Origin of the sequence: Streptomyces dryopteridis (assembly GCF_049606955.1) — a bacterium.
Lineage (GTDB): Bacteria > Actinomycetota > Actinomycetes > Streptomycetales > Streptomycetaceae > Streptomyces.
On record NZ_CP187113.1, the window covers coordinates 2,351,012 to 2,376,204 of the forward strand.

The 25,193-nt window shown below is 74.2% G+C and carries 16 protein-coding genes and 1 CRISPR repeat array; of the genes, 5 read left to right on the forward strand and 11 right to left on the reverse strand.

Annotated elements, in window-relative coordinates:
• Window positions 1–19 precede the first annotated feature (19 nt).
• Complete coding sequence (locus ACN20G_RS09850; protein WP_424212359.1) at window positions 20–1,795, reverse strand: lytic transglycosylase domain-containing protein; 1,776 nt, start codon at window positions 1,793–1,795, stop codon at window positions 20–22.
• A 282-nt stretch (window positions 1,796–2,077) separates the two neighbouring features.
• Between ACN20G_RS09850 and ACN20G_RS09855 the strand changes: the two genes are divergently transcribed.
• The 3 genes from ACN20G_RS09855 (at window position 2,078) to ACN20G_RS09865 (ending at window position 5,408) form a co-directional block, all read left to right on the forward strand.
• A complete protein-coding gene (locus tag ACN20G_RS09855) occupies window positions 2,078–2,890 on the forward strand; it encodes a thioredoxin domain-containing protein (protein ID WP_424212360.1) in 813 nt (270 codons plus the stop codon).
• A 188-nt stretch (window positions 2,891–3,078) separates the two neighbouring features.
• Complete coding sequence (locus tag ACN20G_RS09860; protein ID WP_424212361.1) at window positions 3,079–4,929, forward strand: serine/threonine-protein kinase; 1,851 nt, start codon at window positions 3,079–3,081, stop codon at window positions 4,927–4,929.
• Between the two features lie 65 nt (window positions 4,930–4,994).
• Window positions 4,995–5,408 (forward strand): VOC family protein, encoded by a 414-nt coding sequence (locus ACN20G_RS09865; protein WP_424212362.1) that lies wholly within the window; start codon window positions 4,995–4,997, stop codon window positions 5,406–5,408.
• A 137-nt stretch (window positions 5,409–5,545) separates the two neighbouring features.
• Window positions 5,546–6,306: direct repeats of the CRISPR family, unit length 29 nt; unit sequence GGGGTCATCCCCGCGTGTGCGGGGAGCAG.
• 1,435 nt (window positions 6,307–7,741) lie between these two features.
• On the opposite strand, the gene ACN20G_RS09870 is transcribed toward ACN20G_RS09865, so the two are convergent.
• The 4 genes from ACN20G_RS09870 to ACN20G_RS09885 all read right to left on the reverse strand — a co-directional run bounded on the left by ACN20G_RS09870 (window position 7,742) and on the right by ACN20G_RS09885 (window position 12,901).
• Window positions 7,742–8,080, reverse strand: a complete 339-nt coding sequence (locus ACN20G_RS09870) for a hypothetical protein (protein ID WP_424212363.1) — start codon at window positions 8,078–8,080, stop codon at window positions 7,742–7,744.
• Window positions 8,081–8,183: 103 nt separating this feature from the next.
• Window positions 8,184–8,570 (reverse strand): nuclear transport factor 2 family protein, encoded by a 387-nt coding sequence (locus tag ACN20G_RS09875; RefSeq protein ID WP_424212364.1) that lies wholly within the window; start codon window positions 8,568–8,570, stop codon window positions 8,184–8,186.
• A gap of 85 nt (window positions 8,571–8,655) precedes the next feature.
• Window positions 8,656–10,482 carry a serine/threonine-protein kinase gene (locus tag ACN20G_RS09880; protein WP_424212365.1) on the reverse strand — a complete coding sequence of 609 codons (1,827 nt, stop codon included), beginning with the start codon at window positions 10,480–10,482 and terminating at the stop codon, window positions 8,656–8,658.
• Between the two features lie 106 nt (window positions 10,483–10,588).
• Window positions 10,589–12,901: a serine/threonine-protein kinase gene (locus tag ACN20G_RS09885; RefSeq protein ID WP_424212366.1), complete on the reverse strand. Its 2,313-nt coding sequence runs from the start codon at window positions 12,899–12,901 to the stop codon at window positions 10,589–10,591.
• Window positions 12,902–14,088: 1,187 nt separating this feature from the next.
• On the opposite strand from ACN20G_RS09885, the gene ACN20G_RS09890 reads away from it, so the two are divergent.
• Entirely contained in the window at window positions 14,089–14,463 is a 375-nt protein-coding gene (locus tag ACN20G_RS09890) for a hypothetical protein (RefSeq protein WP_424212367.1), read from the forward strand.
• A gap of 98 nt (window positions 14,464–14,561) precedes the next feature.
• Window positions 14,562–15,881 carry a hypothetical protein gene (locus ACN20G_RS09895; RefSeq protein ID WP_424212368.1) on the forward strand — a complete coding sequence of 440 codons (1,320 nt, stop codon included), beginning with the start codon at window positions 14,562–14,564 and terminating at the stop codon, window positions 15,879–15,881.
• A 166-nt stretch (window positions 15,882–16,047) separates the two neighbouring features.
• Here ACN20G_RS09895 and ACN20G_RS09900 read toward each other — a convergent pair whose 3' ends face one another.
• From ACN20G_RS09900 to ACN20G_RS09925, 6 genes are all read right to left on the reverse strand, one after another.
• A complete protein-coding gene (locus tag ACN20G_RS09900) occupies window positions 16,048–17,607 on the reverse strand; it encodes an APC family permease (RefSeq protein ID WP_424212369.1) in 1,560 nt (519 codons plus the stop codon).
• Between the two features lie 380 nt (window positions 17,608–17,987).
• Window positions 17,988–18,923, reverse strand: a complete 936-nt coding sequence (locus tag ACN20G_RS09905) for a S1 family peptidase (RefSeq protein ID WP_424212370.1) — start codon at window positions 18,921–18,923, stop codon at window positions 17,988–17,990.
• Window positions 18,924–19,212: 289 nt separating this feature from the next.
• Window positions 19,213–20,772 (reverse strand): aldehyde dehydrogenase family protein, encoded by a 1,560-nt coding sequence (locus ACN20G_RS09910; RefSeq protein WP_424212371.1) that lies wholly within the window; start codon window positions 20,770–20,772, stop codon window positions 19,213–19,215.
• Window positions 20,769–22,508 carry an N-acyl-D-amino-acid deacylase family protein gene (locus ACN20G_RS09915; RefSeq protein ID WP_424212372.1) on the reverse strand — a complete coding sequence of 580 codons (1,740 nt, stop codon included), beginning with the start codon at window positions 22,506–22,508 and terminating at the stop codon, window positions 20,769–20,771. The genes ACN20G_RS09910 and ACN20G_RS09915 overlap by 4 nt, the downstream gene beginning before the upstream one ends.
• A gap of 339 nt (window positions 22,509–22,847) precedes the next feature.
• Window positions 22,848–23,975 carry an LLM class flavin-dependent oxidoreductase gene (locus ACN20G_RS09920; protein ID WP_424212373.1) on the reverse strand — a complete coding sequence of 376 codons (1,128 nt, stop codon included), beginning with the start codon at window positions 23,973–23,975 and terminating at the stop codon, window positions 22,848–22,850.
• Between the two features lie 347 nt (window positions 23,976–24,322).
• Window positions 24,323–25,123, reverse strand: coding sequence for an SDR family NAD(P)-dependent oxidoreductase (locus ACN20G_RS09925; protein ID WP_424212374.1), 801 nt, complete (start codon window positions 25,121–25,123; stop codon window positions 24,323–24,325).
• Window positions 25,124–25,193 lie beyond the last annotated feature (70 nt).

Sequence of the window (25,193 nt, forward strand, 5' to 3'; positions counted from 1 at the left end):
ACGGGGTGCCGGGGCGGGCTCAGTCCTTGGCGTCGGCGGTGCCCTGCGAACGGGCCTCGACGACCTGGACCTCGATGATCAGCGTCCGCCCGCCGTCGGCGGTGACCCGCAGCCAGTACGTCCCGGTCGGGTCGTCCGTGCCCGGGGCCTGAATGGCCGGCAGCAACAGGCCCTTCTCCGAGTCCTGGATCACCACGAGCGGCTTCTCCAGCGGCTTGCCCGCGGCGTCCACGAACGACAGCTGCGGAGCCCCGGCCGCCACCGGCTTCCAGCCGGTCCCGTCCTTCGTGACCGCCTCGACGGTGAGGACCGCGCCCTTGACCCCGGCGCCGTTCTTGTCCGAGGCCCGGACCTGGATGTCCGTGCGCCGGCCGCCCTGCTCGACCTTGATCGCCTTGCCGGCGCCCGCGTCGACCCGGCGGATCTCCGTGACCACCGGGGTCACCGTGCCCTCGTACCGGACCGTGAAGGTCCGGCCCGAGCTCAGCTCGGCCGTCACGACGAACGCCCCGGACTTCGTCCCGGCCGCCAGTCGGGGCGCCGTGGCCGTGCCGTCGGCACCGGTGGTGACGCCCGCCGTGCGGTCGCCGCCCTCGAAGGTGACGGAGGTCTTCGGCTTGCCGGCCACGTCCGTGATCCGGAAGACCACCCCGTGGTTCGCGGCGGGCCTGCCGTCGCTCATCAGGGCCTTGACCCGCACCGCGTCCGCCGCGAACCGCTCGCCCGCCTCGGCCGACAGCTTCGTGGACCCCACGACCCGCAGCTCGGAGAGGGTGGCCGGAGGCTTCGTCGGCGGGGTGGTGGGCGGAGTCGTCGGCGGGGTCGTCGGCGGCTTGGTGGGCGGGGTGGTCGGGGGCCTGGTGGGCGTCGTGGGCGTCGTCGTCGGCGTCGTGGGCCGGGTCACCGGCGGCGGGGTCACCACACCGCCGCCCGTGCCGGTGGTCGGCGGGACCGGCGGGGTCGTCGCCGGCGGGTAATTGCCCGCGCCCGGGTTCGGGACCCCGGCCACGCCCTCCTGGTACTTGCGCATCCACGCGGTGACGTCGTTCACGTACTTGCGCGAGCGGTTGTAGGACAGGATCGCCTTGTCCAGGTCCTCGGCCTTCGCCAGGTCCTTGCCGCCCGCGCACAGGTACAGGCCGGTGCCGAGCGCGGCGTCGAAGATGTTGTTGGGGTCGCGCTTGCCGTCCCCGTTGCCGTCCGCGCCCCACTGCTTCCACGTGGACGGGATGAACTGCATCGGGCCGACCGCCCGGTCGTACTCGGCGTCGCCGTCCCACTCGCCCTTGTCGGTGTCGAGGATCTTCGCGAAACCGTTGCCGTCGAGCTTCGGGCCGCGGATCGGGCGCTCGGTGCTGCCGTCGGGCCGCAGGCCGTAGCCGCTCGCGTGCTCGGACTCGATCTTGCCGATGCCCGCGACCAGTTGCCACGGCAGGTTGCAGCCGGGCAGCGCCGCCTTCACGGCGCGCTCGGCGCGCTGGTACGCCTCCAGGGCGGTGGCCGGTATGCCGGCCGCGCCGGCCGGCACCGCCCCGCCGCCGGCGGCCACGGGCGGGTCGGCGACCAGGTCGGGGAGGTCCAGACGCGCGTTGCCGCGTTCGCCGGCCTGCGGATTGCCGGCGTCCGCGCCCGTGTCACCGGCCCCGTTGCCGCCCCCGCCGCCCCCGGGCCCGAGGGTCCCGGCACCGGCGGCCGGCGTGCCGGCGACCGCGGCGGTGGTCAGGCTGGCCGCGAGCGCGGCCGTGCACAGGACCTTGCGCGAGGTGCTGACGAGCTGGCGCTGAAGCGGCTTCACGGCGCGGTGTTCCCCCCGGGGTGACCGGAGCGAGCGACTCTCACCCGGTCGGACGAATCATGAGCATGTCCTGTCTACCAGGTCGGGTCGGCGTAAGGCGCCCCCGGAACCCAGATGTGACGTTCCGTTCGATCGATGCCCCGAATTCCTTCACAACTCCACCGCGACCAGAGACCTTCGGCCCGTCCGAATTCCACCGAAAGACCCGGGTGTGTACCCCCCGCCCGTACCCTAAAGTGCGAGGTGGACCGGGGGGCCCGTGTCGAAAGGAGCCCCGCCGCGATGGCCGGGAAGAAGAACGACGACAAGCGCGCCGCCCGCGCCCGCCTCCAAGCCGAGCGCGAGGCCCAGGTCCGGCGCAACAAGGTCAGGGGCCGGCTGATCATCGGCGGCGCCCTCGTGGCCGCCCTCGGCATCGCCGCCGGCGTGGGCCTGTGGGTCGCCAAGTCCAACGGCTCCGACTCGGGCTCGGACGCCGAGGCCGCGAAGAAGCCGTTCGTCCAGCCGAAGAACACCAGCGGCGAGGACGGGGTCGTCGTCGGCTACGGCAAGCCCGACGCCAAGGACAGGATCTCCGTCTGGCTCGACCCGCGCTGCCCGTTCTGCGCCGGCGTCGAGATCGGCCTCGGCAAGACCCTCAAGGACGAGGCCGACGCCGGCAAGTACCGCGTCGAGTACCACTTCGCGACGTTCCTCGACGGCAGCCTCGGCGGCAAGGGCTCCAAGCGCGCCCTGAACGCGCTCGGCGCGGCCGTGAACGAGGACCCGAAGAAGTTCATGGACTACCTCCAGGTCCTCTACAAGAACCACCCCGAGCAGGAGACCACCGACACCTTCGGCTCCACGGCCAAACTGCTGGAGTTCGCCGACGAGGTGCCCGGGCTGCGGACCCCCGAGTTCAACAAGGCCGTCAAGGAACTCACCTACATGCCGTGGGTGGAGAAGGTCTCCGAGGCGTTCTACGAGAGCGGCAAGAAGGGCACCCCGGCCGTGGAGGTCAACGGCACCGAGGTGAACGTGCTGACCGGCAAGGGCATCGACTCGATCACGGGCGAGCAGTTCAAGAAGCTGGTGGCCGAACACCCGAAGAAGTAGCCCCGGGCGCCGCCGGAACCTCCCGACACCCCTCCCCCGCACGGCCGTTCGGGACGTTCCGGAACCGGACCCGAATGGTCACGGAACGGTCGCGCGGGCGGCCGGAACCGGGCGATATGACTACCCTTCAGACGGTCGCGCCGCTGTCGGCGCGCGAAGCACGCGGCACGCGGGGTCTGGGGGCGGGGATGGCGACGGACGAACGGCGCGAGAACACGGAGGACTCGGGGAACTCGGGAGGCGGGCGCCTGCTCGCCGACCGCTACCGGCTGGAGGAGGAACTCGGCCGGGGCGGCATGGGCGTGGTCTGGCGCGCGCAGGACACCCTGCTGTCGCGGCCCGTCGCCGTGAAGGAACTGCACGTCCCCGAGGGCTCCGCCGACCGCACCGACCGCACCGACCGCGAATCCCGGCGCTCCCGCCTGATGCGCGAGGCGCGCGCGGCGGCGCAGATCAACCACCCGAACGTCATCACCGTCCACGACGTGCTGCTCCACGCCGACCGGCCGTGGATCGTCATGGAGCTCATCGACGGCGAGAGCCTGGAGGAGGCCGTCGACGAGGGCGTGCTGCTGCCCCGCGAGGCCGCCCGCATCGGCGCGGGCCTCGCGGCCGGCCTGGCCGCCGCGCACGCCGCGGGGGTGCTGCACCGGGACGTGAAGCCCGCCAACGTCTTCCTCACCCGCGACGGCCGGGCCGTCCTCGGCGACTTCGGCATCGCCGTCCTCGACGGCTCCTCCGGCACCACCCGCACCGGCGAGGTCGTCGGCTCCCCCGATTACCTCGCCCCCGAACGCGTCTCCGGCAACCGCCCCGGCCCCGCGAGCGACCTGTGGTCCCTGGGCGCGACCCTGTACGCGGCGGTGGAGGGCAACGGCCCGTTCCGGCGCCCCACCCTCGTCAGCACCCTGAACGCCATCCTCACCGACCCGCCCGCGCCCCCCACCCGGGCCGGCGGACCCCTCGGCGGGGTGCTGGAGGCACTGCTGGCGAAGGACCCGTACGCCAGGCCCGGCGCCGAACTCACGGCCCGGGCACTGCGCGAGATCGCGGAGACGGGCGACACGAACGCACTGGCCGTGCCCCCGTCCACGATCACGATCACCGCCCCGCCCCGAACCCCGCAGGCACCGCAGGCACCGCACCCGCCGATGGCGGTCTCCCCGACCCTGACATCGCGGCCCGCCCCCGGCCCCGTCCCCCCGCCGCCCGTCACCGGCCACGGGGAACTGCCGGGCACGTACGAGGTCCACGGCCCCCCGCCCGAACTCCCCGCACACCGCCGGCGGCTCGCGATCGCGACCGTCGTCGCGGTCGGCCTCGTCCTCGGCGTGGGCGCGGCCCTGTGGCTGCGCCCCCCGGACGGCACGGACGAGGCGAAGACCGACCCCCGACCCCCGGCGGCGTCCACCCCGTCCTCCCGCCCCCCGACGACGCCCACGCCCACACCCCCGCCCACCACACCCCCCACCGCCACGGCGGCGGCCCAGCAGGCCCAGGGCGGAACCACCGGCGGGGACGCGGCGAGCCGCGACAGCGACTACACGCCCCCGCCGCCGCCCGCGTCCGACGGCAAGGCCGGCGGCGCCTACCCGGGCACCGTCCGCGCCGGCCACCACCGCGTCTCCGACCCGGCGGGGTTCACGATCGCCGTCCCGGACGGCTGGTACCGGGCGGCGGGCGGCACCTCGGGCCAGATCGACTACAAGTCCCCCGACGGCACGGGCCGCCTGCGCATCGGCGTCACCCCCGCCGACCCGCGCGGGGTCCTGGCCCACTTCCGCGAACTGAGCGCCACGGCCGAACGTCTCGACGACTACCGGGTCGTGGACCTCTCGCGCACCGAGTTCCGGGGCTGGGACGCGGCGCGCTGGGAGTTCGACTGGACGGAGAAGGACACGCAGACGTACGGCCTGAACCACGGGTTCGTCGCCCCCGACGGCAAGGAGTACGCGATGTACATCACGGGCCCGGTGGAGGACTACCGTCCGCTCCAGCGCGTCCTGGACGTGGCCCTGGACACCTGGTCCCTGACCTGAGGTCCGACCCCGGCGGGGGCGACCCCGCCGGACCCGGCACGACCCCGAGGACGTACCGTCCGCACATGATCGACACCAAGACACACGTCCGGGTGGCCCGCCCCTGCACCGACCTGGCCGCCGCCGAACGCTTCTACGTGGACGGCCTCGGCCTCGACGTCATCTGGCGCACCCCGGCGGCGGGCGAGGAAGGCCACGAACCGGGCGAGTTCGACCTCCTGATGGTCGGCCCGGCCGGCGGCGGCTGGCACTTCGAACTCGCCCGCGACCCCGCACACCCCGTGACCCCGACGCCGACGGTCGAGGACCTGTTCGTCCTCTACCTGGGCACCGAACCGGACCAGGCCCTCGTGGACCGCCTGATCACCCACGGCGGCACCCGCGTCCCCTCACACAACCCGTACTGGGACCGCTGGGGCATCACCCTCACCGACCCGGACGGCTACCGCCTGGTCCTGACCTCCCGAACCTGGCCCTGACCACCCCACCCAGCCCGGCCCACCATCCGCACGCGGGGGGAGCAAGGGTTGCGCGAGGGTGCCCTGCTCAGCCGGGCGGGGTCATCCCGCGTGTGCGGGGAGCAGACCTGAATGTGCTGCGGTCCACCTCAAGGGTAGGGGTCATCCCCGCGTGTGCGGGGAGCAGACGCCGAGCGGGCGGCGGCTGGAGGGCCTGCCGGGGTCATCCCCGCGTGTGCGGGGAGCAGCACCAGCAGGCCCAAACCCCCCACGGCGCCCTGGGGTCATCCCCGCGTGTGCGGGGAGCAGGATGTCGTGTGCGTCCGAGGCGCCGCCGAGGTGGGGTCATCCCCGCGTGTGCGGGGAGCAGCGCGGGTACGAGCTCCCGAACTGCCCACCCAAGGGGTCATCCCCGCGTGTGCGGGGAGCAGGAAGCCCTGGCGGACCTTCACCATCGGGGCCCGGGGTCATCCCCGCGTGTGCGGGGAGCAGTCCCCAACGACGGCTCCGTCAGCACTGGCGACGGGGTCATCCCCGCGTGTGCGGGGAGCAGCACAACTCGCCTCCCAGAATTCACGCGAAGGGGGGGTCATCCCCGCGTGTGCGGGGAGCAGTCGGGGCCGGCAGCGTCGTCCACCAGGCCGTCGGGGTCATCCCCGCGTGTGCGGGGAGCAGCTTAGGTCCTTGCCGCACGGCACGACGTACAGGGGGTCATCCCCGCGTGTGCGGGGAGCAGACGACGGCGTCAAGGAGTCCGAAAGCAGCAGCGGGGTCATCCCCGCGTGTGCGGGGAGCAGATCCTCACCTCCTTCACCGGCTGGATCGGCTCGGGGTCATCCCCGCGTGTGCGGGGAGCAGGCGAAGAGTCCGCAGCATCAGACCGCGAGGCCGGGGTCATCCCCGCGTGTGCGGGGAGCAGAGTCTTTTACCTGCGGGTTTGTCGCGGCAGGGTGGTGTTTTGAGCAAAGATTGGAGAGTCCGGCATTTCGGTCATTGTGGGCCTTGGATGGTGAGGCGCCGCCGTCAGGCGGGGGTTTGGTGCCATCGTCGCGGATTTTTGGGCGGGTGGGGCCGCGTACGGCGGGATGGGGCTGGGCTTGTCGGGCGGGGTTCGGTTGGGTGGGGCTGGGGTGGCCGCCTGCCGGCGGCGGGTAGGTCAAAAGCTTTTCCCAGGGGCGGCGGAGGGGGGCCGGGGCCTGGGACCGTGGCCGTTCGACGGTTCGTGTGGGGCGGGGGTTGGTCCACGGCAGGCAATAGGCCCGGGGGTGCCTGGGGTGGTCTGTCCCATGAACTGCGACCGTGCACCCCGCCACCCGCCACACCCACCGGGAGGTCTCGGGCGCGTGCGGGCCCGTCGTGCACCACGAACCCCGGCCGCCTGACACCAGGCGGGTCTGACCGCGTCCTGCCCGGCGTGTCGCCACGTCGAGCAGCCGTCTGACACCTGGCGGGCTCGGCTGCGGCCGGGCCGATGTGCCGCTACGGGCGGTCGTCCGACACCTGGCGGGCTCAGCTGCGTACCGCCCGGCGTGTCGCCACGTCGAGCAGCCGTCTGACACCTGGCGGGCTCGGCTGCGGCCGGGCCGATGTGCCGCTACGGGCGGTCGTCCGACACCTGGCGGGCTCAGCTGCGTACCGCCCGGCGTGTCGCCACGTCGAGCGGCCGTCTGACGCATGGGCGTCTTGGGCATCGCCGGGCCTGGTGCGCCGCCACGTGCCCCAGCCGTCTGGCACCTGGCGGGCCCGGGGTGGGACGGGCTGGTGTGCCCCCACTTGCCGACCCGCAGGCAGGGGGCGGCCTTCGCCCGGGCCGGTGCCCCCGCCCGGCACGTTTCTTTCGGATAGGGGGCGGTGCCGGCAGAGCGGTTGGCTTGCGCCGGTGGGGACGGGGTCAAGGGTGGCGCGCAGCGCCATCGCGCAGCGACGCGACCGAAGGGAGCGCCCTTGAAGCCGTCACCGCCGGTGAAAGACGATCGAGCTGACGGGAGCGACCCGACCCACCCCAGCCACGCACCACACCACCAACCCACCCGCACCCGCGCTGCCTGCCGGAGTGGTGCGACCCGGTGCGTCGTGTTGTCTCGGTGGGGCGCTTCAGTGTCGTCGGTTCGGCGGGTTGGCACGCGGCGGCGTCGACGGTCTCGCCCCATGCCCCGCCCTGCCTCGGTCCCGCCTCGCATCGCCCCCGCCCCGTCTCACCCGCTCCCCCGCGTCCCGGCCGGCCGCCCCCGGTCCCACCGTCCGGCCGGCCCCGGGCCCGCCGTCCGGCCGCCGTCCGCGCGTCATCCGCTCGCCGTCCGCGCGTCATCCGCTCGCCGTCCGGCCGGCGGTGGTGGGCCCGTGGGGTGGTGGGGTCAGGTGGTGGGGCGGTCCGGGGTGGCCTGGGCGAGGGGGGCTTCCGGGGCGCCTGCCTCCAGGGACTTGCCGGCGGCCTTGAGGGAGGTGTCCGTGGCCTTCGTGGAGTTGTCGGCGACGTTGGCGACGACTCCGACCGCCGTCTGGGTGTCCTTCACCGCCTGGCCCGGGTGCTTGACCATGCCGCCCAGTCGTTCGGTGACGCCGGACGCGGCCGGCTTGGCGTCCCCGTCGGCGGCGTGGGCGAGGCCGGGGGCGAGGGTCAGGGCCGCTCCGCCGAGGGCGAGGGCCGTCAGGGCGCGCTTGACGTTCGCGTTCACGTTCACGTTCAGGGTCATGCCGGGCCCAACGACCCCCGGCGGCGGCGGGTCACCCCCGGGTGCCCCGTACGGGTCACCCGCGCGGGCGGCCCCGCCGGACCGGGCCGGCGGGCGGGCGCGTTCAGTCCGCGTCGAGGACGGTGACGTCCGAGGGTCCCCAGTAGGCGCGCATTCGTGCGATGCGGCCCTCCTCGTCGAAGGTCATCACGTCGATCACCTTGATCCGCAGCCGGCGCCCTTCGTGGCGGGTGTCGACGGTGAAGGCCATGGCGGCCTCGTTCCCGTGCGAGGCGCGGATCTCGGTGTCGAGGGTGAGGAAGGTGTCGGCGGCGGCGTGCCGGTAGACCTCGGCGATGGCCTCGATGCCCTTGCGGGGTTCCGTGCCCACCGGGTCCTCCCAGATCGCGTCCGGGGCGAAGAGCCCGATCAGGGCCTCCGCGTCGCCGGCCGCGAAGCCCTCGACGTACGCCGTCAGGACGTCCTTCATCCGCTGTTCGGACACGGGCACGGTGCCGCACCTTCTCTCCGTCTGTTCGGGGTGACGGCGCCCATCCCAGCCGATCGGCGGCGTGGGCTCCACGGCGGGTTCCCACTCAGCGGACGTAACGGTCCGGCGACTGCTCCCCGCCGGGCCGCTCCCGCAGCAGGACGGTGCCCCCGGCGTCGAGGGTGAGCCGGCTGGACGCCGTCCCGGAGAGGCATCCGGTGCCCTCCCGGTCCGTCTTCCAGGTGAGCCTGGTGGCGCCGAACACAACGCTTTCGGCGGCCGAGAGGAGCCGCGCCTCCCAGGTGCACAGCAGGACCCCGTCGGCTCCGGACATGGCCAGGACCATGAGGGCGTCGCCGACGCCGCCGGGGCTGAGGGTGAGCCGCCAGCGGTTGCCCGAGTCGGCGCGGGTCCGCCATTCGCCCTCGAACGCGGCGGGCAGGGTGCCGGGGGCGGGCGTCGGATCCCGGGGCGGGGTCGACTTCGGGGGCGTGGTCGGGGTCGGGGTCGGCTCGGGCTCCGGGTCGGGTTCGGAGGGGCGGCCCGTGTCGGTCCGCTCCGACGACGGGGGTTGTGGGGGCGCGCTCTTGCGGTGGTTCGGGGGCGTGGGGGTGGGGTCCGGGGCGGGGGTGTCGGCGGGTGGTGTGACGGAGAGGGACGGGGTCGGCGCGGCGGCCCGGTCGTCGCCGGCGTTCCGTTCGCGCATCAGGGCGTACGTGGTGCCGCCGACGAGGAGGGCGGCGACGAGGGTGACGGACGCGGCGAGGAACAGGACCCGGCGGGCCTTGAGGTGCGGATCGGGGGCCGGGACGGAGGGGGTGGAGGGGGCCGAGGACACGGGAGAGGCGGACGGGGTGCGGGTGCCGGGGCCCACCCCCGAACCCGGGGGCGGGGCGGCGTGACCGTGGTGGGCCGGTGGGTGGGCCGTGAGGGTCGGGGACGCCGCCGGTCCCGCGTCCGGACCGCCCGTCGCGCCGCCCACGGCACCGGCCGCCGGGGTGCCGGGCGCGAGGGGGGAGTCGGTGGCCAGGATCTGGGCCACCTCCGCCACCAGGTGCGCCAACAGCGGCGCCGGAAGCCACGGTTCGGGGCGCGCGTCCGTCGGGACGGGGAGCTGGACGGTGGCGCGGGTCGCGATCTCGGCCGGGGTGGGACGCCGGGCCGGGTCCCGGTGCAGGCAGTCCGCGATCAGTTCGCGCAGGTCGGCCGGGATGTCGCCCAGGTCGGGTGTGCCCGCGTCGATCCGGTCGAGGATCTCGCCCGGCCCGGCCAGGGACCGGAACGCCCCGAACGGCAGCCGGCCGGACGCGGCGTGCGCGAGGACCGTGCCGAGGCAGAACACGTCGCACGCCGCCGTCAACGACTCGCCGCGCAACTGCTCCGGCGCCATGTGCGAGGGCGAGCCGATGACGAGTCCGGCGCCGGTGAGCACCGTGTTCTCGCCGTCGAGGGCGCGGGCGATCCCGAAGTCGATGACGCGCGGCCCGTCGACGGTGACGAGCACGTTGGACGGTTTGAGGTCGCGGTGGATCACGTCGGCGGCGTGGATCTCCGTCAGGGCCTCCGCCAGCCCGGCGGCGAGCACCCGCACGGAGTCGGGCGGCAGCGGCCCGAAGCCGAGCCGGAACACCTCACGCAGCGAGATGCCCGGCACGTACTCAGTGACGAACCACGGCACTTCGGCCTCGGTGTCGTGGTCGACGACGGGCGCGGTGCGGCGGCCGGCGGCGCGCGTGGACGCCGTGATCTCGCGGCGGAACCGGGCCCGGAACTCCTCCTGCGCGGCGAGCGCGTGGTGGACCCGTTTCACGACGACGGTCCGGCCGCCCGGCGACCGGGCGAGGTGGACCACTCCCATGCCGCCGGCTCCGAGCCGGGCCAACAGGACGTAGGGACCCACGCGCGGCGGGTCCTCCCGTGCGAGTCGCTCCATGTCCGCCGTCCCCCCGGAAGCGGTGCCTGTGGTGTTTCGGCCCAGCATGGGGCAGGGAGCGGGGGGAGGGAAGGAGTCCGGATGTGTCCGGGTTCGTGGTGGTGCGTCAGGGACGGCGGTAGAGCCGTGGGGTTTCTCCGCCCCTGCTCAGGGTGCGGGTGAGGTTGCCGTTGGAGAGGGTCAGCGTGCTCGGATAGCTGGTCAAACAGCCGCCGCTGCCGTCGTAGGTGAGGTAGGTGCTCGTCACGCTGATGCTGTCGGCGCCGCCGCCGCCGACGAGGAGGTCGGCCGCGTAGCCGCACTGGCGGGTGTTGCCCGGCGTGTACCGCTCCAGGGTCATGACCCGGGAGCCGACGGGACCGTCCACGAGGGTCATGACGTAGGTGTAGCCGCCGGTGTCGTCGGCCCGCCAGCGCCCGAGGAGCGCGCGGGGCACGCCGGGACCGGTGACGGGGGGCGGCGGGGCCGGGGTCTCGACGGGCGCGGTGGTCGGGGCCGGGTCGGTGGTCGTGGGGGGCGGCGAGCCGGTGCGGCTCGGGGTGGTGGACGGGTCCGGGGCCCCGCCGCCGGCGGGCGGGGTCGCCGAGTGGCTCTCGCGGGCCGGCGGGGAGCTCGCGGAGGCGACCACGTCGCCGTTCCGGCCGCCGCCGACGTTGCCGCCGTTGTCGCCGCCGCCGTCCCGCCCGTCCCGGCCGAGGAACCAGACGGCCCCGCCGGCGACCAGGGCCACGAGGAGGCACAGGGCGGTGAGCTTGCCGTAGCGGGCGGCGCGGTCGTGCCGGTCGGGTCGGTCGGGTCGGTCCCCGCGTTCACGGGGCGGGAGCGGCCCGGGGTCACGGTGGCCGACGAGGTTGTCGTCGACGGTGGCCGGGGTGCCGGGGTCGCGGGGGCCGGGGGGAGGTATCGGGGGGAGAGGGACGACGGGCGTCCGGCCCGGGGTGTGCAGGGCACCACCCGTGAGGGTGGGCGTATGGTGCACGTCACCCCCCGAGCCGGACACACCACCGGAACCACGCCCGCCACCACTACCGGGCGCGCCGTCGGTGCCGCGCACGCCACCACTGCCGGGCCCGCCACCGAAGCCGGGTGAGCCGCCAGAGCCGGGTGAGCCGGGTGAGCCGAGCACGCCGTCGGAGCCGGGCACGCCGTCGGTGCCGATCACGCCGTCCGTGCCGAGCACACCACCACTGCCGGACGCACCACCGGAGCCGCGCACGCCACCACTGCCGGACGGACCACCGAAGCCGCGCACGCCACCGGAGCCGATCGCCCCGTCCGTGCCGAGCACACCGCCGGAGCCGAGCGCGCCGTCGCCCGTGGTCCCGGCACTCCGGGGAACGCCGCCGTCGCCCGACCCCACGTCGCCCCGCCCGCCGACGCCACCGCCGCGCCCACCACCGCCCCCGCGCCCGCCACCACCGCCGGGCCCACCACCACCGCCGCCGGGCCCGTCGCCCTCGTCGCTCTCCTCGCCCTCGTGGTCGAGCAGGCGCTCGGACTCGCGGCCCAGGTGCGCGATCAGCTTCGCCGGGAGCCATGGTTCGACGGCCCGGCCGTCGGACACCGTCGTGTCCGCGCCCACCCGGTCCAGGATCTCGGCCGGGGTCGGTCGGTCCTCCGGTTCCTTGGCGAGGCACGCGGCGACGAGCGGTCGCAGCTCGTCGGGCACGCCGGACAGGTCGGGCTCCCCCGACGTGATCCGCGTGTACAGCGCGTACATCCCGCCCTGGCTGGTGGACTCGCCGAACGGCAGCGTGCCGCCGGCCGCGTAGACGAGGGTCGTGCCGAGGCTGAACACGTCGCAGGCCGACGTGACCCGTTCCCCCCTGAGCTGTTCCGGCGCCATGAACCCGGGCGTGCCCAGGATCTGGCCGGTCATCGTCAACCCGTTGTCCCCGCCCCCGCCCGCTCCTCCGTCGCCGTCCCACATCGCGCGCACGACGCCGAAGTCGATGACGCGCGGGCCGTCGATGGTCACGAGCACGTTGGACGGCTTCAGGTCCCGGTGCACGAGGCCGGTGCCGTGGATCTCGGTCAGCGCGTGCGCGAGACCGGCCGCCAGGACGCGCACGGAACGGGCCGGCAGCGGCCCGAACTCGTCGCCGACGACGGATCTGAGGGTCGGGCCGGGCACGTACCCGGTCGCGACCCACGGCAGGTCCGCCTCGGTGTCGAAGTCGATGACCGGCGCCGTCCACCGGCCGCCGACCCGCCGCGCCGCGTCGACCTCCTGCCGGAACCGCAGCCGGAACTCCTCGCGCTCGGCGTACTCGCGGTGCACGAGCTTCACCGCGACGGTCCGGCCGCGCGCGTTGCGCGCCAGGTAGACCCGCCCCATGCCGCCGGCGCCGAGCCGGGCGAGCAGACGGTACGGGCCGATCCACGTCGGATCGGACGGCGTGAGTCGTTGGGTCGCCAAGGCCCCTCCCCCATAGGACTTCCCGGCCCGGCCGTCACCCTCGCGCGGCCCCCGGACCCGTCCTCACCGCGCGCCGCCCGCCCGCCGCCCGTCCCGCCGCGGGGTCGCCCGGCCTGCGGGCCCCCCTGGGGCCGGGCGCCGGACGAACCGGCGGCGCGACACCCGTGTGACGGGCGGCACGCATGGTGCGGGAGAGGCGTCCGGCGGGGCCGGGCGGCTCGGGTCTCCGCGGGGCCGGGAGGACCGGCCGGGATCCCCCAGAGAATAGCGCCGGGGACGATCTCTGTCCGTCCCCACCACCCCGCCCGGACCGTTCGACACCGGATCGGTACGAGGAACTCCCGCTTCCGCGACGGAGGTTCGGCAGAGCCGCACGCACACGCTCCACAACCACCCGCCAACGCCAGCCCCAGTGCTTCCCGTTGCACCGCTCGCAAGCGACGGCACGAACGGCGCCCGCCACCGAACACCTCCCCGTCACGGCCCTGCCCCACCCCACGCCGGCAACGTCGAAATGACCCACCCACCACCCCTCGGACGGGCACGAGCACATCGGCGCGCAGGCTCGCAGACGCACCCAGGCTCGCGACGGAGAGCCCCCTCCCGTCCGAGCGTCGGGGCCCGCACCGCACCCGCACCCCGGGGATCCGGCCCCGTCCCCGAACCGAGGGCCCGTCACACGAGAACCGCCGCCGTCGGCGCCCTGCGTCCACCGAACCCACGGGGGACGCCGGCAGGGCTCGTCGCCCTAGGGCGAGTACCCGAGCACGGCGTTCTCCGCCGCACCCCCGAACCCTCCGGACCCGCCGGACCCGCCGGACCGGAGACCCCCCAGGTGCTCCACGATCCCCCTCGCACCGAACCACGCCCCCGCTCGGGCGGCGGGCTCGTCCGCACGTCCGCCCGTCCACGTGTCGACGCCGTCGTGACAGCCGGCGACGCGCACGGGTGGACGGGAGCGGGCACGTCGAACCCGGCGCCGACTCGGGCCCCAACCCCGACACCGGCGCGTGTGCCATCCACGGCGCCATGGTGCCCGACCGGTCTGACAACGCGGTCCGGGCCCGCTGCGAGACTGGATCCGTACGCGCCGCACTCGCACCCGACAGCCGCCGCCCGGGTCCCTCCCCCTCCCTCCTCGGGTCGTGGGAGGACGGGAGAGCGGAGGTCGGAGACGGGGAGAAACCATGACCCACGACCGCCCCGACCGGTCCAGCCGGCCCGACCGACCCAACCGGCCCAACCGGTCCGCCCGGTCCGCCCGGTCCGACCGTCCCGACCGACGGGGGTGGGCGATCGAGATCGTCCTCGGCTCCGGGGTCACGGTGGGGACCCTGGTCACCCTCGGCGCGGCGGGGGTGTTCGCGGAGGCCCGGAGCGGGGCCGGCGCCGTCGTCGTGGAGATCGGGTGGCCGACGCTCGCCCTCTCCGTGCTCGCGGGCTCCTGGGCCGCCTCTCGCTACCGTCGACGCGCCCTGCGGCGTACCTCGCGACACGATCACGAAGAACTCCCCGTCGACGCACGGGCCACCACCGGCTCACCGCTCACACCCGCACCATGACCGCAACGGTCGCCCGCCCCGCCCCACCCGCGACTCACCCGAAAAGGGCCGGCGTGGAGGGGAATGGGGCGGCAGGATCGCGTGGTTGAACGAGTCGGGTGGACGTGGGGTGGGGGCGGTTGGCGGAGGTCTTCGTCTGCGCGTGCTGTGGGCAGGCGTTGACGGCGCCCGTGTCACGGGTGGTGCTGCCCTCGCACTCCTCACACAGCGGGGCGCACTCCTTCCTGCCCTCGTTGATGGAGCCGGGTACCTACGCCGTGCGACGGGACTCCCGGCGGCGGGGGCGCGAGTTCGTGTGCTCGGCGGGGGATTCGCGCGGCACGGTGTTGGTGCCGGAACTGTCCGGTGACCCCTGCCTGGGCATCGTGCCCGGACCGCGACCCAACGTGCTCTGCGCCGGCTGTGGCACGGGGGTCGGGGAACGCTGGGACGACTGCGGGATCTGGAACCAGCTCGTCCTGCTGCCCCGGCGGGTGCGCCGGAGGGGCCCGAGGCCCGGCGAAGGGCCCGTGCGCGCGGAGCCGACCGACAGGGTTGGGTACGCGCGCGGGTACACGCACGGCGAGGACTCACGGCTGCCCGCGCTGACCCCGGACGGGCATTGGGAACCGCGGTGGGAGGCGGAGGGCGGGGCCGTGTCGGCCCGCCTGTTGGCGGCGTCGGGAGGCATGCCGCTCCGGCTGCCGGCCGGACTTCCGACGCGGATGTTCGATCGACTCCTGCGCGCCCTGCTGCCGTACGGGCCGGCGGTCGAGAGCGCGGGATGGCCGCGGGTGGCCGTGGCGGGGCCCGGGCTGCCGCCGCACGCGGACGCGCGGGTACTGCTCGTGCCGGCCGATCCCCGGACCGGCCTGCCGCTGGATCCGGTGACCGGCGGGGTCACGGACGGCTCCCCGCGTGCCCGTCGTCCCCGTCGGCTCCGGCCTGTCGCCACGCCCGCACCCCCACCCGCAGCGGCACCCGCGTCCGCTGCCACCCCCGCGCGCCACGGCCCCGCCGCCTCCGACGGCGACGGCCGCGGCCGGGACCGGGACGGTGACCGGGGCCGCGACCGCGACCGCGGCCGCGTCGGTGACCGGGCCGCCGTCCAAGCGGGCGGCACGCCGGATCCCGTAGCCCGCACCTGGGCCGGGCCGGATCGGCGGCCGGCGGGCGGGAGCCGGTTGGTGCCGGTGGCGGGGCCGGTGTGGCGGGAGCTCGTGGCACCGACCGTCCGGACCCGGCTTCCGGTGTCCGGTGGGCTGCCGCCCGGCGTGGAGGCGGATGATCCCGTTCCGAATCACCCGACCCGCCTGTTCCAGCCCTCGCACAGGGTGCTGACGGCGACGCTGGAGCGACTGCCCGAGGCGCGGGAAGCGTGGTTCGAGCCGATCCGGCGGCGGCTGGAGCACGCCGACGTGCGCCGGCTCCTCTCCTGATCCCGGCCCAACTTCACCCCACCCCACCCCGCCCCACCCGGATGCGCGGACGGCCCCGCTCGGCGACCGGGTCCGGGTCTGACACAGACGGACGGACGGTTCTCGCCGGGCGGGGCCGTGGGCCGCGCGGATGGTGCGGGTGGTGCGGATGGTGCGGGTGGGTCGGTCAGTCCTCGACGACCAGCGCCGGGGTGCTGCGCGTGAGGATCTCGCCGCGGAAGAAGGCCGGGCTGCGGCGCTCCGTGACGACCATGACGACCAGGCCGAGGGCCAGCAGGCCGACGCCGATGACGAAGACGCTGCCGACGCCGAGGACGGTGGAGCCCGAACCGTAGGTGGGGTCCCACATGTCGTACAGGGTCTTGGCGAAGACCGCGGCCAGGAGCACCCCGCCCAGGAGCGGGAAGACGCCCTTGAAGAACAGGTCACGGGCCGAGTTGCGCAGGTCGCGGCGGAAGTACCAGGCGCAGGCGAACGCGGTCAGGGAGTAGTAGAAGCAGATCATCAGGCCGAGCGCGAAGATCGTGTCGGTGAGGACGTTCTCGCTGACCAGGGTCATCACCGTGTAGAACGCGCCGGTCGCGACGCCCGCCATGACGGTGGCGCGGCCCGGGGTCTTGAACTTGGGGTGGACCCTGGCGTAGGCGGGCGGCAGGGCCTCGTACGTGGACATGGCCAGGACCGTGCGGGCCACCGGGATGAAGGTGGTCTGGAGGGACGCGGTCGCGGAGGCGAGGACGGCCACGAACAGGAGCACGCCGAGGACGGGACCCATCACGGGGCCGGCGAGCGCGGCGAACACGTTGTCGGAGGTCTCGGGGTTGCCGAGGCCCAGGCCGCTGCCGCCGGAGCCGACGGCCATCTGCGCGGCGATGCCGGTGGCGAGGTAGGAGCCGACCAGGACGACCATCGCGACGAGCGCGGCGCGGCCGGGGGTCTTGGCGGAGCCGGTGGTCTCCTCGTTGGTCGCCAGGCAGGCGTCCCAGCCCCAGTACATGAAGATCGAGAGCGACAGACCGGCGGTGAACGCGGCGAGGGAGTCGACCGCGAAGGGGTTCATCCACTGCCAGGAGAAGTCGAGGCCGGTGTCGAAGGTGTTGGCGCCGGCCTTCTGGAAGGCCATGGCGACGAAGATCGCGAGGACGGCGAGCTGGAGGCCGACGAGGGTGTACTGCACGCCCTTGGTGGCGGTCATGCCCCGGTAGCTGATGGCGGTCGCGGCGGCGATCAGGGTGAGGCAGGTGAGGATGTGGACCGGCTTGTTGTCGTCGAGGGCAGCGATCGACGGGTTTCCGGTGATCTCGCCGGCGAGGAGCCAGAAGTAGCTGGTGGCGACGCCCGCGAGGTTGGAGAGGACGATGATCGTGGCGATCACCAGGCCCCAGCCGCACATCCAGCCGATGCGCGGGCCGAATGCCTTCACGGTCCACGTGAAGGAGGTGCCGCAGTCGGGCATCGCCTTGTTCAGCTCGCGGTAGGCGAAGGCCACCAGGAGCATGGGGAGGAAGCCCGCGAGGAAGATCGCGGGCATCTGCATGCCGACCTCGCCGGCGGTGGAGCCGAGCGTGGAGGTCAGGCAGTAGACGGGGGCGACGGTCGATATGCCGATGACGGCACTGCCGAGCAGACCGACGGATCCCTTTCCGAGACCCTTGCCTCGAACGCCGCCCTCGGCGACGCCCATTACCGTGTCTCCGGCCGGGAGCCGAACGTCCATCTGTGTCATGGGTCAGGACGTTAGACGCTGCGATATCCACATCCGGAGGACTAAAGTCCACTCACGAAGGACCCTCTCGTCCTTGGAATCTTGAGATCGTGAGACTTAACGATCACGTAATAGAAGGTTCACAGACCTGACGGAGTCGGTTTGAACGGGTCCGGAGACCTGCTTCCGCCATACGGAAACCGCAGCTCTGCCCGTTTTGCCCCATTCCAAACTTTCCCGCACGAGTTTTCCAAGGCCCCCGGAACCCCCGATTCCTCCACACACCGCCGCCGACCGATCACCCTGCGCCTCCCCACGCGCCCCCGCCGACCCCGCCGCCGCCCGGGGCCGGGAGGGGCGGGGCGCTCACGGGGCACTCACGGGGCACGGCCGGCCGGTGCTCAGGAGGGGCCGAGGGCCTTCACCGGCACCCCCGCCACCTCGGTGATCCACTCCGCGACGGACTCCTCGCCCAGGTTCACCCCCACCCACGCGTACTCGCCCGCCGGCACGCCCGAGGGCGCGCCACTGCCCCGGACCGCCGACACCTGGTACCTCGCCCCGTCCCGCACGATGGTGATCGGGCCGCCCGAGTCCATCTGCGCGGCCGACTGCCCACCCGGATTGTCGAAGCAGAGCGACAGCCTCGGGTACCGGTCGACGATCGCGTTCGCCGCGCAGTCACGAGTGGCCCGCAGACCGGTGTCGAGCAGCTTGAGCCGGTCCGCCGGCCGGTCACCCTCGGGGTCGGTGAGGCCCCAGCCGAAGACCCGCACCGGGTCGAGGCCGTCAGCGCCCGTACCGAGCCGCACCGGAGTGCCGAGCGCCGGCTCCACCGGCTTCGCCAGGCGCAGCAGCGCCACGTCGTGCTGCCGGCCCTCGGGGGTGCCCGGGCCGGGCAGGTACTCGGGGTGCACGACCACCTCGGCCACGTCGAGGAGCGCACCGCCCCGGGCGTGCTCCGTCGAGCCGATCCGCACCTTGCGGCTGCCGGCGTCCGTCGTGTCCGCGCAGTGCGCGGCCGTCAGCACCCAGTCGTCGGCGATCAGCGACCCCCCGCAGTAGTGCGAGACCTCACCGCCCCACGTGACCGCCTGCACGGACACCACGAAGGGCTGCTCCCCGGGCGTCGCCTCGTGGCCGCCGATGATCGCGTGCGCGGGGGCCGCCGTGAACAGCGGGGCGAGCACGGCGCCGAGCGCCGCCGCCGTCAGCGCGACCCCGGCGCGGGGACGGACCCGGGGGCGGGTGCCGGGACGGGTGCCGGCGGCGGGCGGACGGGAGTACCGGCGGGCGTCGCGGTCTGCGTCACGGCGGGTGGAACGGTTCGCGGTCACGGGGTGGTGTGGCCTTTCACGAGGGGGCGGAGGGCGGGGTGTGCGCTCCGTCCGCAAGCCTGCCGCCGCCCCAACCGGGGCCCCGTCGGCGAACGACCCGTGATCATCGCCCCTCGGCCCGGCCGCGTTCCACTCCGCGCCCGGGCCGTTCCCCCCCCCTGTCCCGCGCCCGTTCCGTCCCCGTTCCCGCCCTGTTCCCGGGCGGCGGCGCGGCCGACACCGGCCCCGTCGGATTCCGACGGAATCCATCGGCATCCGTCGGCATCCGACGGGACCCGTCGGCCCCCCGTCAGGTGGTCCAGACGATCGACTGGGTCTCGCTGTACGCGTGCAGCGCGTACGAGCCCACGTCGCGGCCCACCCCCGACTTCTTGAACCCGCCGAACGGCGCCTCCATGTTCCGGCCGATCGTGTTCACGCCGACCCCGCCCGCGCGCAGCTCGCGCGCGACCCGGAACGCCCGTGCCACGTCCTTCGACCACACGTAGTCGATGAGGCCGTAGTCGCTGTCGTTCGCCAGCGCCACCGCCTCCTCCTCCGTGTCGAACGGCACCACGACCACCACCGGCCCGAAGATCTCCTCCCGGACCGCCCGCATGTCGTTCGTGCAGTCCGCCAGGAGGGTCGGGGCCACCCAGAAGCCCTTGCCCCGGGCCGCGCCCTCGCCGACGACGGGTCGCTCGCCGCCCGCCACCACCCGCGCGCCCTCCTTGCGGCCGAGTTCCACGTACGCCTCGACCCGGTCGCGGTGCGCCGCCGAGATCACCGGGCCGACGACCGTGCCCCGTTCGCGCGGGTCGCCGACCTTCATGAAGGCCAGGTAGCCAGTCAGCTTCTCCAGCAGCGCGTCCTGCACCGAGCGGTGCACCAGCACGCGGGTGGGCGCCGTGCAGATCTGCCCGCTGTAGAAGGAGAAGGTGGTGCCGATGCCGAGGGTGGCCGCGTCCAGGTCGGCGTCCTCGAAGACGATCGCCGCGCCCTTCCCGCCCAGCTCCATCAGTTGCCGTTTCATCTGCCGGCCGCAGACCTCCGCGATCCGCTGCCCGACGGCGGTGGAGCCGGTGAACGACACCATGTCCACCTCGGGCGCGGCCACCGCCGCCTCCCCGACCGCCACGGACTGCCCGTTCACGACGTTCACGACCCCGGCCGGCACCCCGGCCTCCGCCAGCGCCGCCGCCATCCGGAACACCGACAGCGGGTCCTGCGGGGCGGGCTTGACCACCACCGTGTTGCCCATGGCCAGCGCCGGCGCCACCTTGCCCGCCGGGTTCGCCCACGGATTGTTGTACGAGGTCACGCACGTCACGACGCCGACCGGCTGGCGCACCTCCAGCGCGCCCAGCACGCTCGCGCCGCCCATCGGGCCGGCTTCCGTGACCTGCGGCGGCAGCCCGCGTTCGGTCGGCTCCAGCGCGCCCTTGGCGTAGCGTCGGAACCGCGAGACGCCGACGCCGACCTGCATGCCGCGCGAGATGCCCGTGGTCGCGCCGGTCTCGGCCTGGGCCAGTTCCGCCCAGCCGACGAACTCCCGCTGCATGATGTCGGCGGCCCGGTCGAGGATCGCGGCCCGTTCGGCCGGGGAGGTGCGCGACCAGCCGGCCAGCGCCTCCCGCGCCGCCCGCGCCGCGTCCGCGACCTGCTCGACCCCGGCCTCGGGGGCCAGGCCGACCACGCTCTCGTCGGCGGGGTTCACCACCTCGTAGTGGCCGCCGCTCGGCTCGACCCACTCGCCGCCGATGAACAGGGACTGCCGCACGGGCCCCCCGCCGCCGGATCCCCCGCCCCCGGGCCTCCCGCTGCCGGGCCTCCCGCTGCCCCCGCCGACAGCACCGTCGTTGACGCTCATCGCGTGCTCACCGTCCTCGTGTCCCGGCCGGAGCGCAGCACGATGCCCGGGATCGCCCCGGTCACCTCGTCGTCCCGGATCGTCTCCACTCCGTTGACCCGCACCGACACCATGCCGATCGCCCGCGAGTCCAGCCGCGGGCTGTCCCCGGGCAGGTCGTGCACGAGGGTGGCGGGCCCGGCGTCGATCCGCTCCGGGTCGAAGAGGACGAGGTCGGCGTGGGCGCCCACCTCGATCCGGCCCCGGTCGCGCAGCCCGAACAGGCGGGCCGGGTCGTCCGTCAGCATCTTCACGGCCCGCTCCAGCGGCAGCAGCCGGCGCCCGCGCAGGCAGTCGCCGAGGAACCGGGTGGTGTACGGGGCGCCGCACATCCGGTCCAGGTGGGCGCCCGCGTCCGATCCGCCGAGCAGCACGTCCTCGTGCTCCCAGGTCTCCGCGCGCAGGGCCCAGCTCGCCGGGTCGTTGTCGGTGGGCATGGGCCACAGCACGGTGCGCAGCTCGTCGTTGGCGCAGATCTCGACCAGGCACTCGAAGGGGTCGAGGTCGCGTTCGGCGGCGATGTCGCGCACGACGCGGCCGGACAGGCCCTCGTTGGCGGCGCTGTAGGTGTCGCCGATGACGTACCGGCCGAAGTCGGCGAGCCGGCGGAAGACGCCGGCCTCCTTGCTGTCGGCGCGGCGCAGCATCTCGGCGCGGGTGTCGGGGTCGCGCAGGCGCGCGATCCGCTCCGGGACGGGCAGCGCGAGGACCTCGCCCCAGCCGGGGATGAGGTTGAGGGCGCAGAACGTGCCCAGGGACATGTTCATGGGGGTGAGGATCGGCATGGTCAGCGCGACGATCCGGCCGCCCGACTTGCGGGCCCGTTCGCTCGGCACGAGCTGGCGCGGCACGCGCTCGGGCACGGCGGCGTCCACGGTCAGCACGTTCCAGTTCAACGGGCGACCGGCGGCGGCGCTCATCTCCACGAAGAGGTCGATCTCCTCGTCGGCGAACTGGTCCAGGCAGCCGGCGACGATGGCCTCCAGCTGCGTGCCCTCGTGCTCGCCGACGGCCCGCGACAGGGCCAGCAGTTCCTCCGGCCGGGCGTGCCGGGAGGCGACGGGGGCGCCGTCGCCGTCGGAGTGGGTGGAGGACTGGGTGGTGGACAGGCCCCAGGCGCCGGCGTCCATCGCCTCGTGCAGCAGGGCCAGCATCGCGTCGAGCTGCTCGGGGGTGGGCTGCCCGCCGACGGCGTCCTCGCCCATCACGTGCCGGCGCAGCGCGCAGTGGCCCACCATGAATCCGGCGTTGACGGCGGTGCGGCCGTCGAGGGCGTCGAGGTACTCGCCGAACCCGGACCAGGACCAGTCCACGCCCTCCTCCAGCGCGGCCAGGGCCATGCCCTCGACCTTGCTCATCATGCGGCGCGTGTAGTCGGCGTCCTCGGGGCGGGCCGGGTTGAGCGGGGCCAGGGTGAACCCGCAGTTGCCGCCGACGACGGTGGTCACCCCGTGGTTCATGGACGGCGTGGCGAACGGGTCCCAGAACAGTTGGGCGTCGTAGTGGGTGTGCGGGTCGACGAAGCCGGGGGCGAGCACGAGACCGGTGGCGTCCTCGTCGGTGCGTGCCTCCTCGGTGACCGTGCCGGGGGCCGCGACGACGGCGATCCGGCCGTCCCGGATGCCGACGTCGGCGACGAAGGCGGGAGCACCGGTGCCGTCCACGACGGTCGCGCCCCGGATGAGGTGGTCGAGCATGAGACGAGCCTCCTGTGCGGTGTGCGATCTGCGGTGTGCGCTGTGCCTGCGGGCCGGGGGCCGCGGGGCCCGGGCCAGCGTCCGGCGCGGGCGGCGCCCCAGGCGCCCCCGGCGCGTGCGGCGCGCGCGGGCGGGCGTCGCGGGCATGCGGGCGGGCCGGCGCGGGGGCGGGTGGGCGCGCGATGGGCCCCGGCGGGGGCGGTGGGCCGGCCGCGGCCGTACCGCCTCCGACCGGGGCCGGGGTGCGGGGTGGCGGTCCGGGAAGACGCCACCCCGGTTCACGGGGGCCGGCCGGGACGCCGTGCGCGACGCGCGCGCACCGCCCGGGCCGACGGGGCCTCAGCCCTCGGCCGCCTCGCGGAACCGCGTGGTGCGGTGCACCGGGTCGGTGTCGATGTGCGGGATCACGTGCTCGCCGATCAGCTGGATGCTCTTGAGGGTGTCCTCGCGGGACACCCCGATCGGCAGGCCGAAGGAGAGCTGGTCGGCCCCGGCCTCCTCCCAGCGGCGGCACTGCGCGAGGACCTCCGACGGGTCGCCGCAGATCATCAGCTCCTCCGCGATCAGCAGCTCGATGATCTCCGCGTTGTACTCCGGCAGCAGTTCCGGCCACTCCGGGATGCCCTCGGGGCGCGGGAAGGTGTCGTGGTAGCGGAAGACGAGCGACTGGAGCCGGTTCAGTCCGCCGTTCACGGCGATCTCGACGGCCTTGTCGTGGGTCTCGGCGCAGATGGCGGTGGAGGTGACCATCACGTTGTCGTTGACGAACGCGCCGATGGCCTTGGCCTCGCGGATCGCGGTCTTGTACTGGTCCAGCACCCACTCCATGTCGGAGACCTTCTGGACGCTGAACCCGAGCACGCCCAGGCCCTTGCGGGCGGCCATCGCGTAGGAGGCCGGGGAGCCGGCGGCGTACCACATGGCCGGGTGGGCCTTGCCGTACGGCTTGGGGAAGATCTTGCGCGGCGGCAGCGACCAGTGCTTGCCCTGGAACCCCTCGTACTCCTCCTGGAGGAACATCTTGGGGAACTCGGCGATGGTCTCCTCCCACAGCTCCTTCGTGTGGTTCATGTCCGTGATGCCCGGGAAGAAGCCGAGGATCTCGTGGCTGCCGGCGCCGCGACCGGTGCCGAACTCGAACCGGCCCTCGGAGAGGTGGTCGAGCATGGTGACCTTCTCGGCCACCTTCACGGGGTGGTTGACGGGGGCGAGGGGGTTGAAGATGCCGGAGCCGAGGTGGATGCGCTCGGTGGCGTGGGCGAGGTAGCCGAGGAAGACCTCGTTCGCCGAGATGTGGGAGTACTCCTCCAGGAAGTGGTGCTCGGAGGCCCAGGCGTACTTGAAGCCGGACTTGTCGGCCTGGATGACGTACTCGGTCTCCTCGATGAGCGCCTTGTGCTCCGCCTCGGGGTCGACCTTGGACCGCGCCTCGGGCACGTAGCCCTGCACAAAGAGACCGAATTCCACGGGGTTCACCGTCCTTCTCGGTTTCTGACTAACCGTCAGATGCGATGGGTCCGACTGTTCCACCGCGACTCACGACCGTCAATACCTGACGATCCATCAGTCAACGGGCTCTCGACCGCCCCGCGGAGCCCCCGGAAACCTCGCGCGCCGGCCCATGCCGAAGCCCGCGGGCCCAGACGACGCCGAGGGCCCGCGGACGGGTCGGAGGGAGGGGCGGGGAGCACGGTGGCGGGCAGGTCAGGGGCGATATGGGGGGCCTCGGTGCCCGGGGCCGGGGATCGGGGGTCCGGGGTCGGGGTCAGAGGGGATAGGCCCGGGGTCCGGGGCCAGACGCCAGAGGTCCGGGGTCAGAGGATGCTGACGCCGGCCAGCCACCCGCCGTCCACGACGAACGGCTGCCCCGTGGTGTAGCTGGAGTCCTCGCCGCTCAGGAAGAGCGCGAGCCGCGCCGGCTCGTCCGGGCGCCCCGCCCGACCCAACGGCACCACCCTGCGGTAGATCGCGTTGACCGCCTCCGTCGCCTCCGGGCTGGGGCCCGCCGGGTCGAGCAGGGCGGGGTTGGACATGGGGGTGTCCACCGCCCCGGGGCAGATGGCGTTCACCCGGATGTTCCGGTCGGCCAGCTCCACCGCCGCGACCCGGGTGAGCCCGAGGATCGCGGCCTTGGTCGCCGCGTACGCGCCCACGTACGCCATGCCCGTCAGCCCCGTGTACGAGGACGTGTTCACGATCGTGCCACCGCCGGCCGCCGCGATCTCCGGGGCCACGGTCTTGATGCCGAGGAAGGTGCCGATCTGGTTGACGCGGATCAGCGCCTCGAACTCCTCCAGCGGCGTCTCGACCAGCTGGTTGAACCGCAGGATGCCCGCGTTGTTGACCAGTCCGTCGATCCGGCCGCCGAATGCCTCCTTCGCGACGGCCACGGCCGCCTCCCAATCGGCGGGCAGCGAGACGTCCAGGTGCGCGTAGCGCGCCCGGTCCTCCCCGTGCTCCTCCCGGATCTCCTTGGCGACCGCCTCGCCCTGCGCGTCGAGCACGTCGGCGAGCAGCACCCGCGCCCCCTCGGCCGCGAACAGTCGCGCCTCCTGCTCGCCCTGCCCGCGCGCGGCACCCGTGATGACGACGACCCGTCCGTCGAGCTTGCCCATGACCGAACCCCTCCCTCGTGAGTACCTGTGAACCCGGTGGAACCGCCCCGCTCTCCCGCCCCGCTCTCCC

Coding starts and splice junctions, on each gene's coding strand:
- ACN20G_RS09915 (WP_424212372.1), bottom strand. CDS start 22,508: ATGCTCGACCACCTCATCCGGGGCGCGACCGTCGTGGACGGCACCGGT.
- ACN20G_RS09860 (WP_424212361.1), top strand. CDS start 3,079: ATGGCGACGGACGAACGGCGCGAGAACACGGAGGACTCGGGGAACTCG.
- ACN20G_RS09900 (WP_424212369.1), bottom strand. CDS start 17,607: ATGACACAGATGGACGTTCGGCTCCCGGCCGGAGACACGGTAATGGGC.
- ACN20G_RS09890 (WP_424212367.1), top strand. CDS start 14,089: ATGACCCACGACCGCCCCGACCGGTCCAGCCGGCCCGACCGACCCAAC.
- ACN20G_RS09865 (WP_424212362.1), top strand. CDS start 4,995: ATGATCGACACCAAGACACACGTCCGGGTGGCCCGCCCCTGCACCGAC.
- ACN20G_RS09925 (WP_424212374.1), bottom strand. CDS start 25,123: ATGGGCAAGCTCGACGGACGGGTCGTCGTCATCACGGGTGCCGCGCGC.
- ACN20G_RS09910 (WP_424212371.1), bottom strand. CDS start 20,772: ATGAGCGTCAACGACGGTGCTGTCGGCGGGGGCAGCGGGAGGCCCGGC.
- ACN20G_RS09870 (WP_424212363.1), bottom strand. CDS start 8,080: ATGACCCTGAACGTGAACGTGAACGCGAACGTCAAGCGCGCCCTGACG.
- ACN20G_RS09855 (WP_424212360.1), top strand. CDS start 2,078: ATGGCCGGGAAGAAGAACGACGACAAGCGCGCCGCCCGCGCCCGCCTC.
- ACN20G_RS09880 (WP_424212365.1), bottom strand. CDS start 10,482: ATGGAGCGACTCGCACGGGAGGACCCGCCGCGCGTGGGTCCCTACGTC.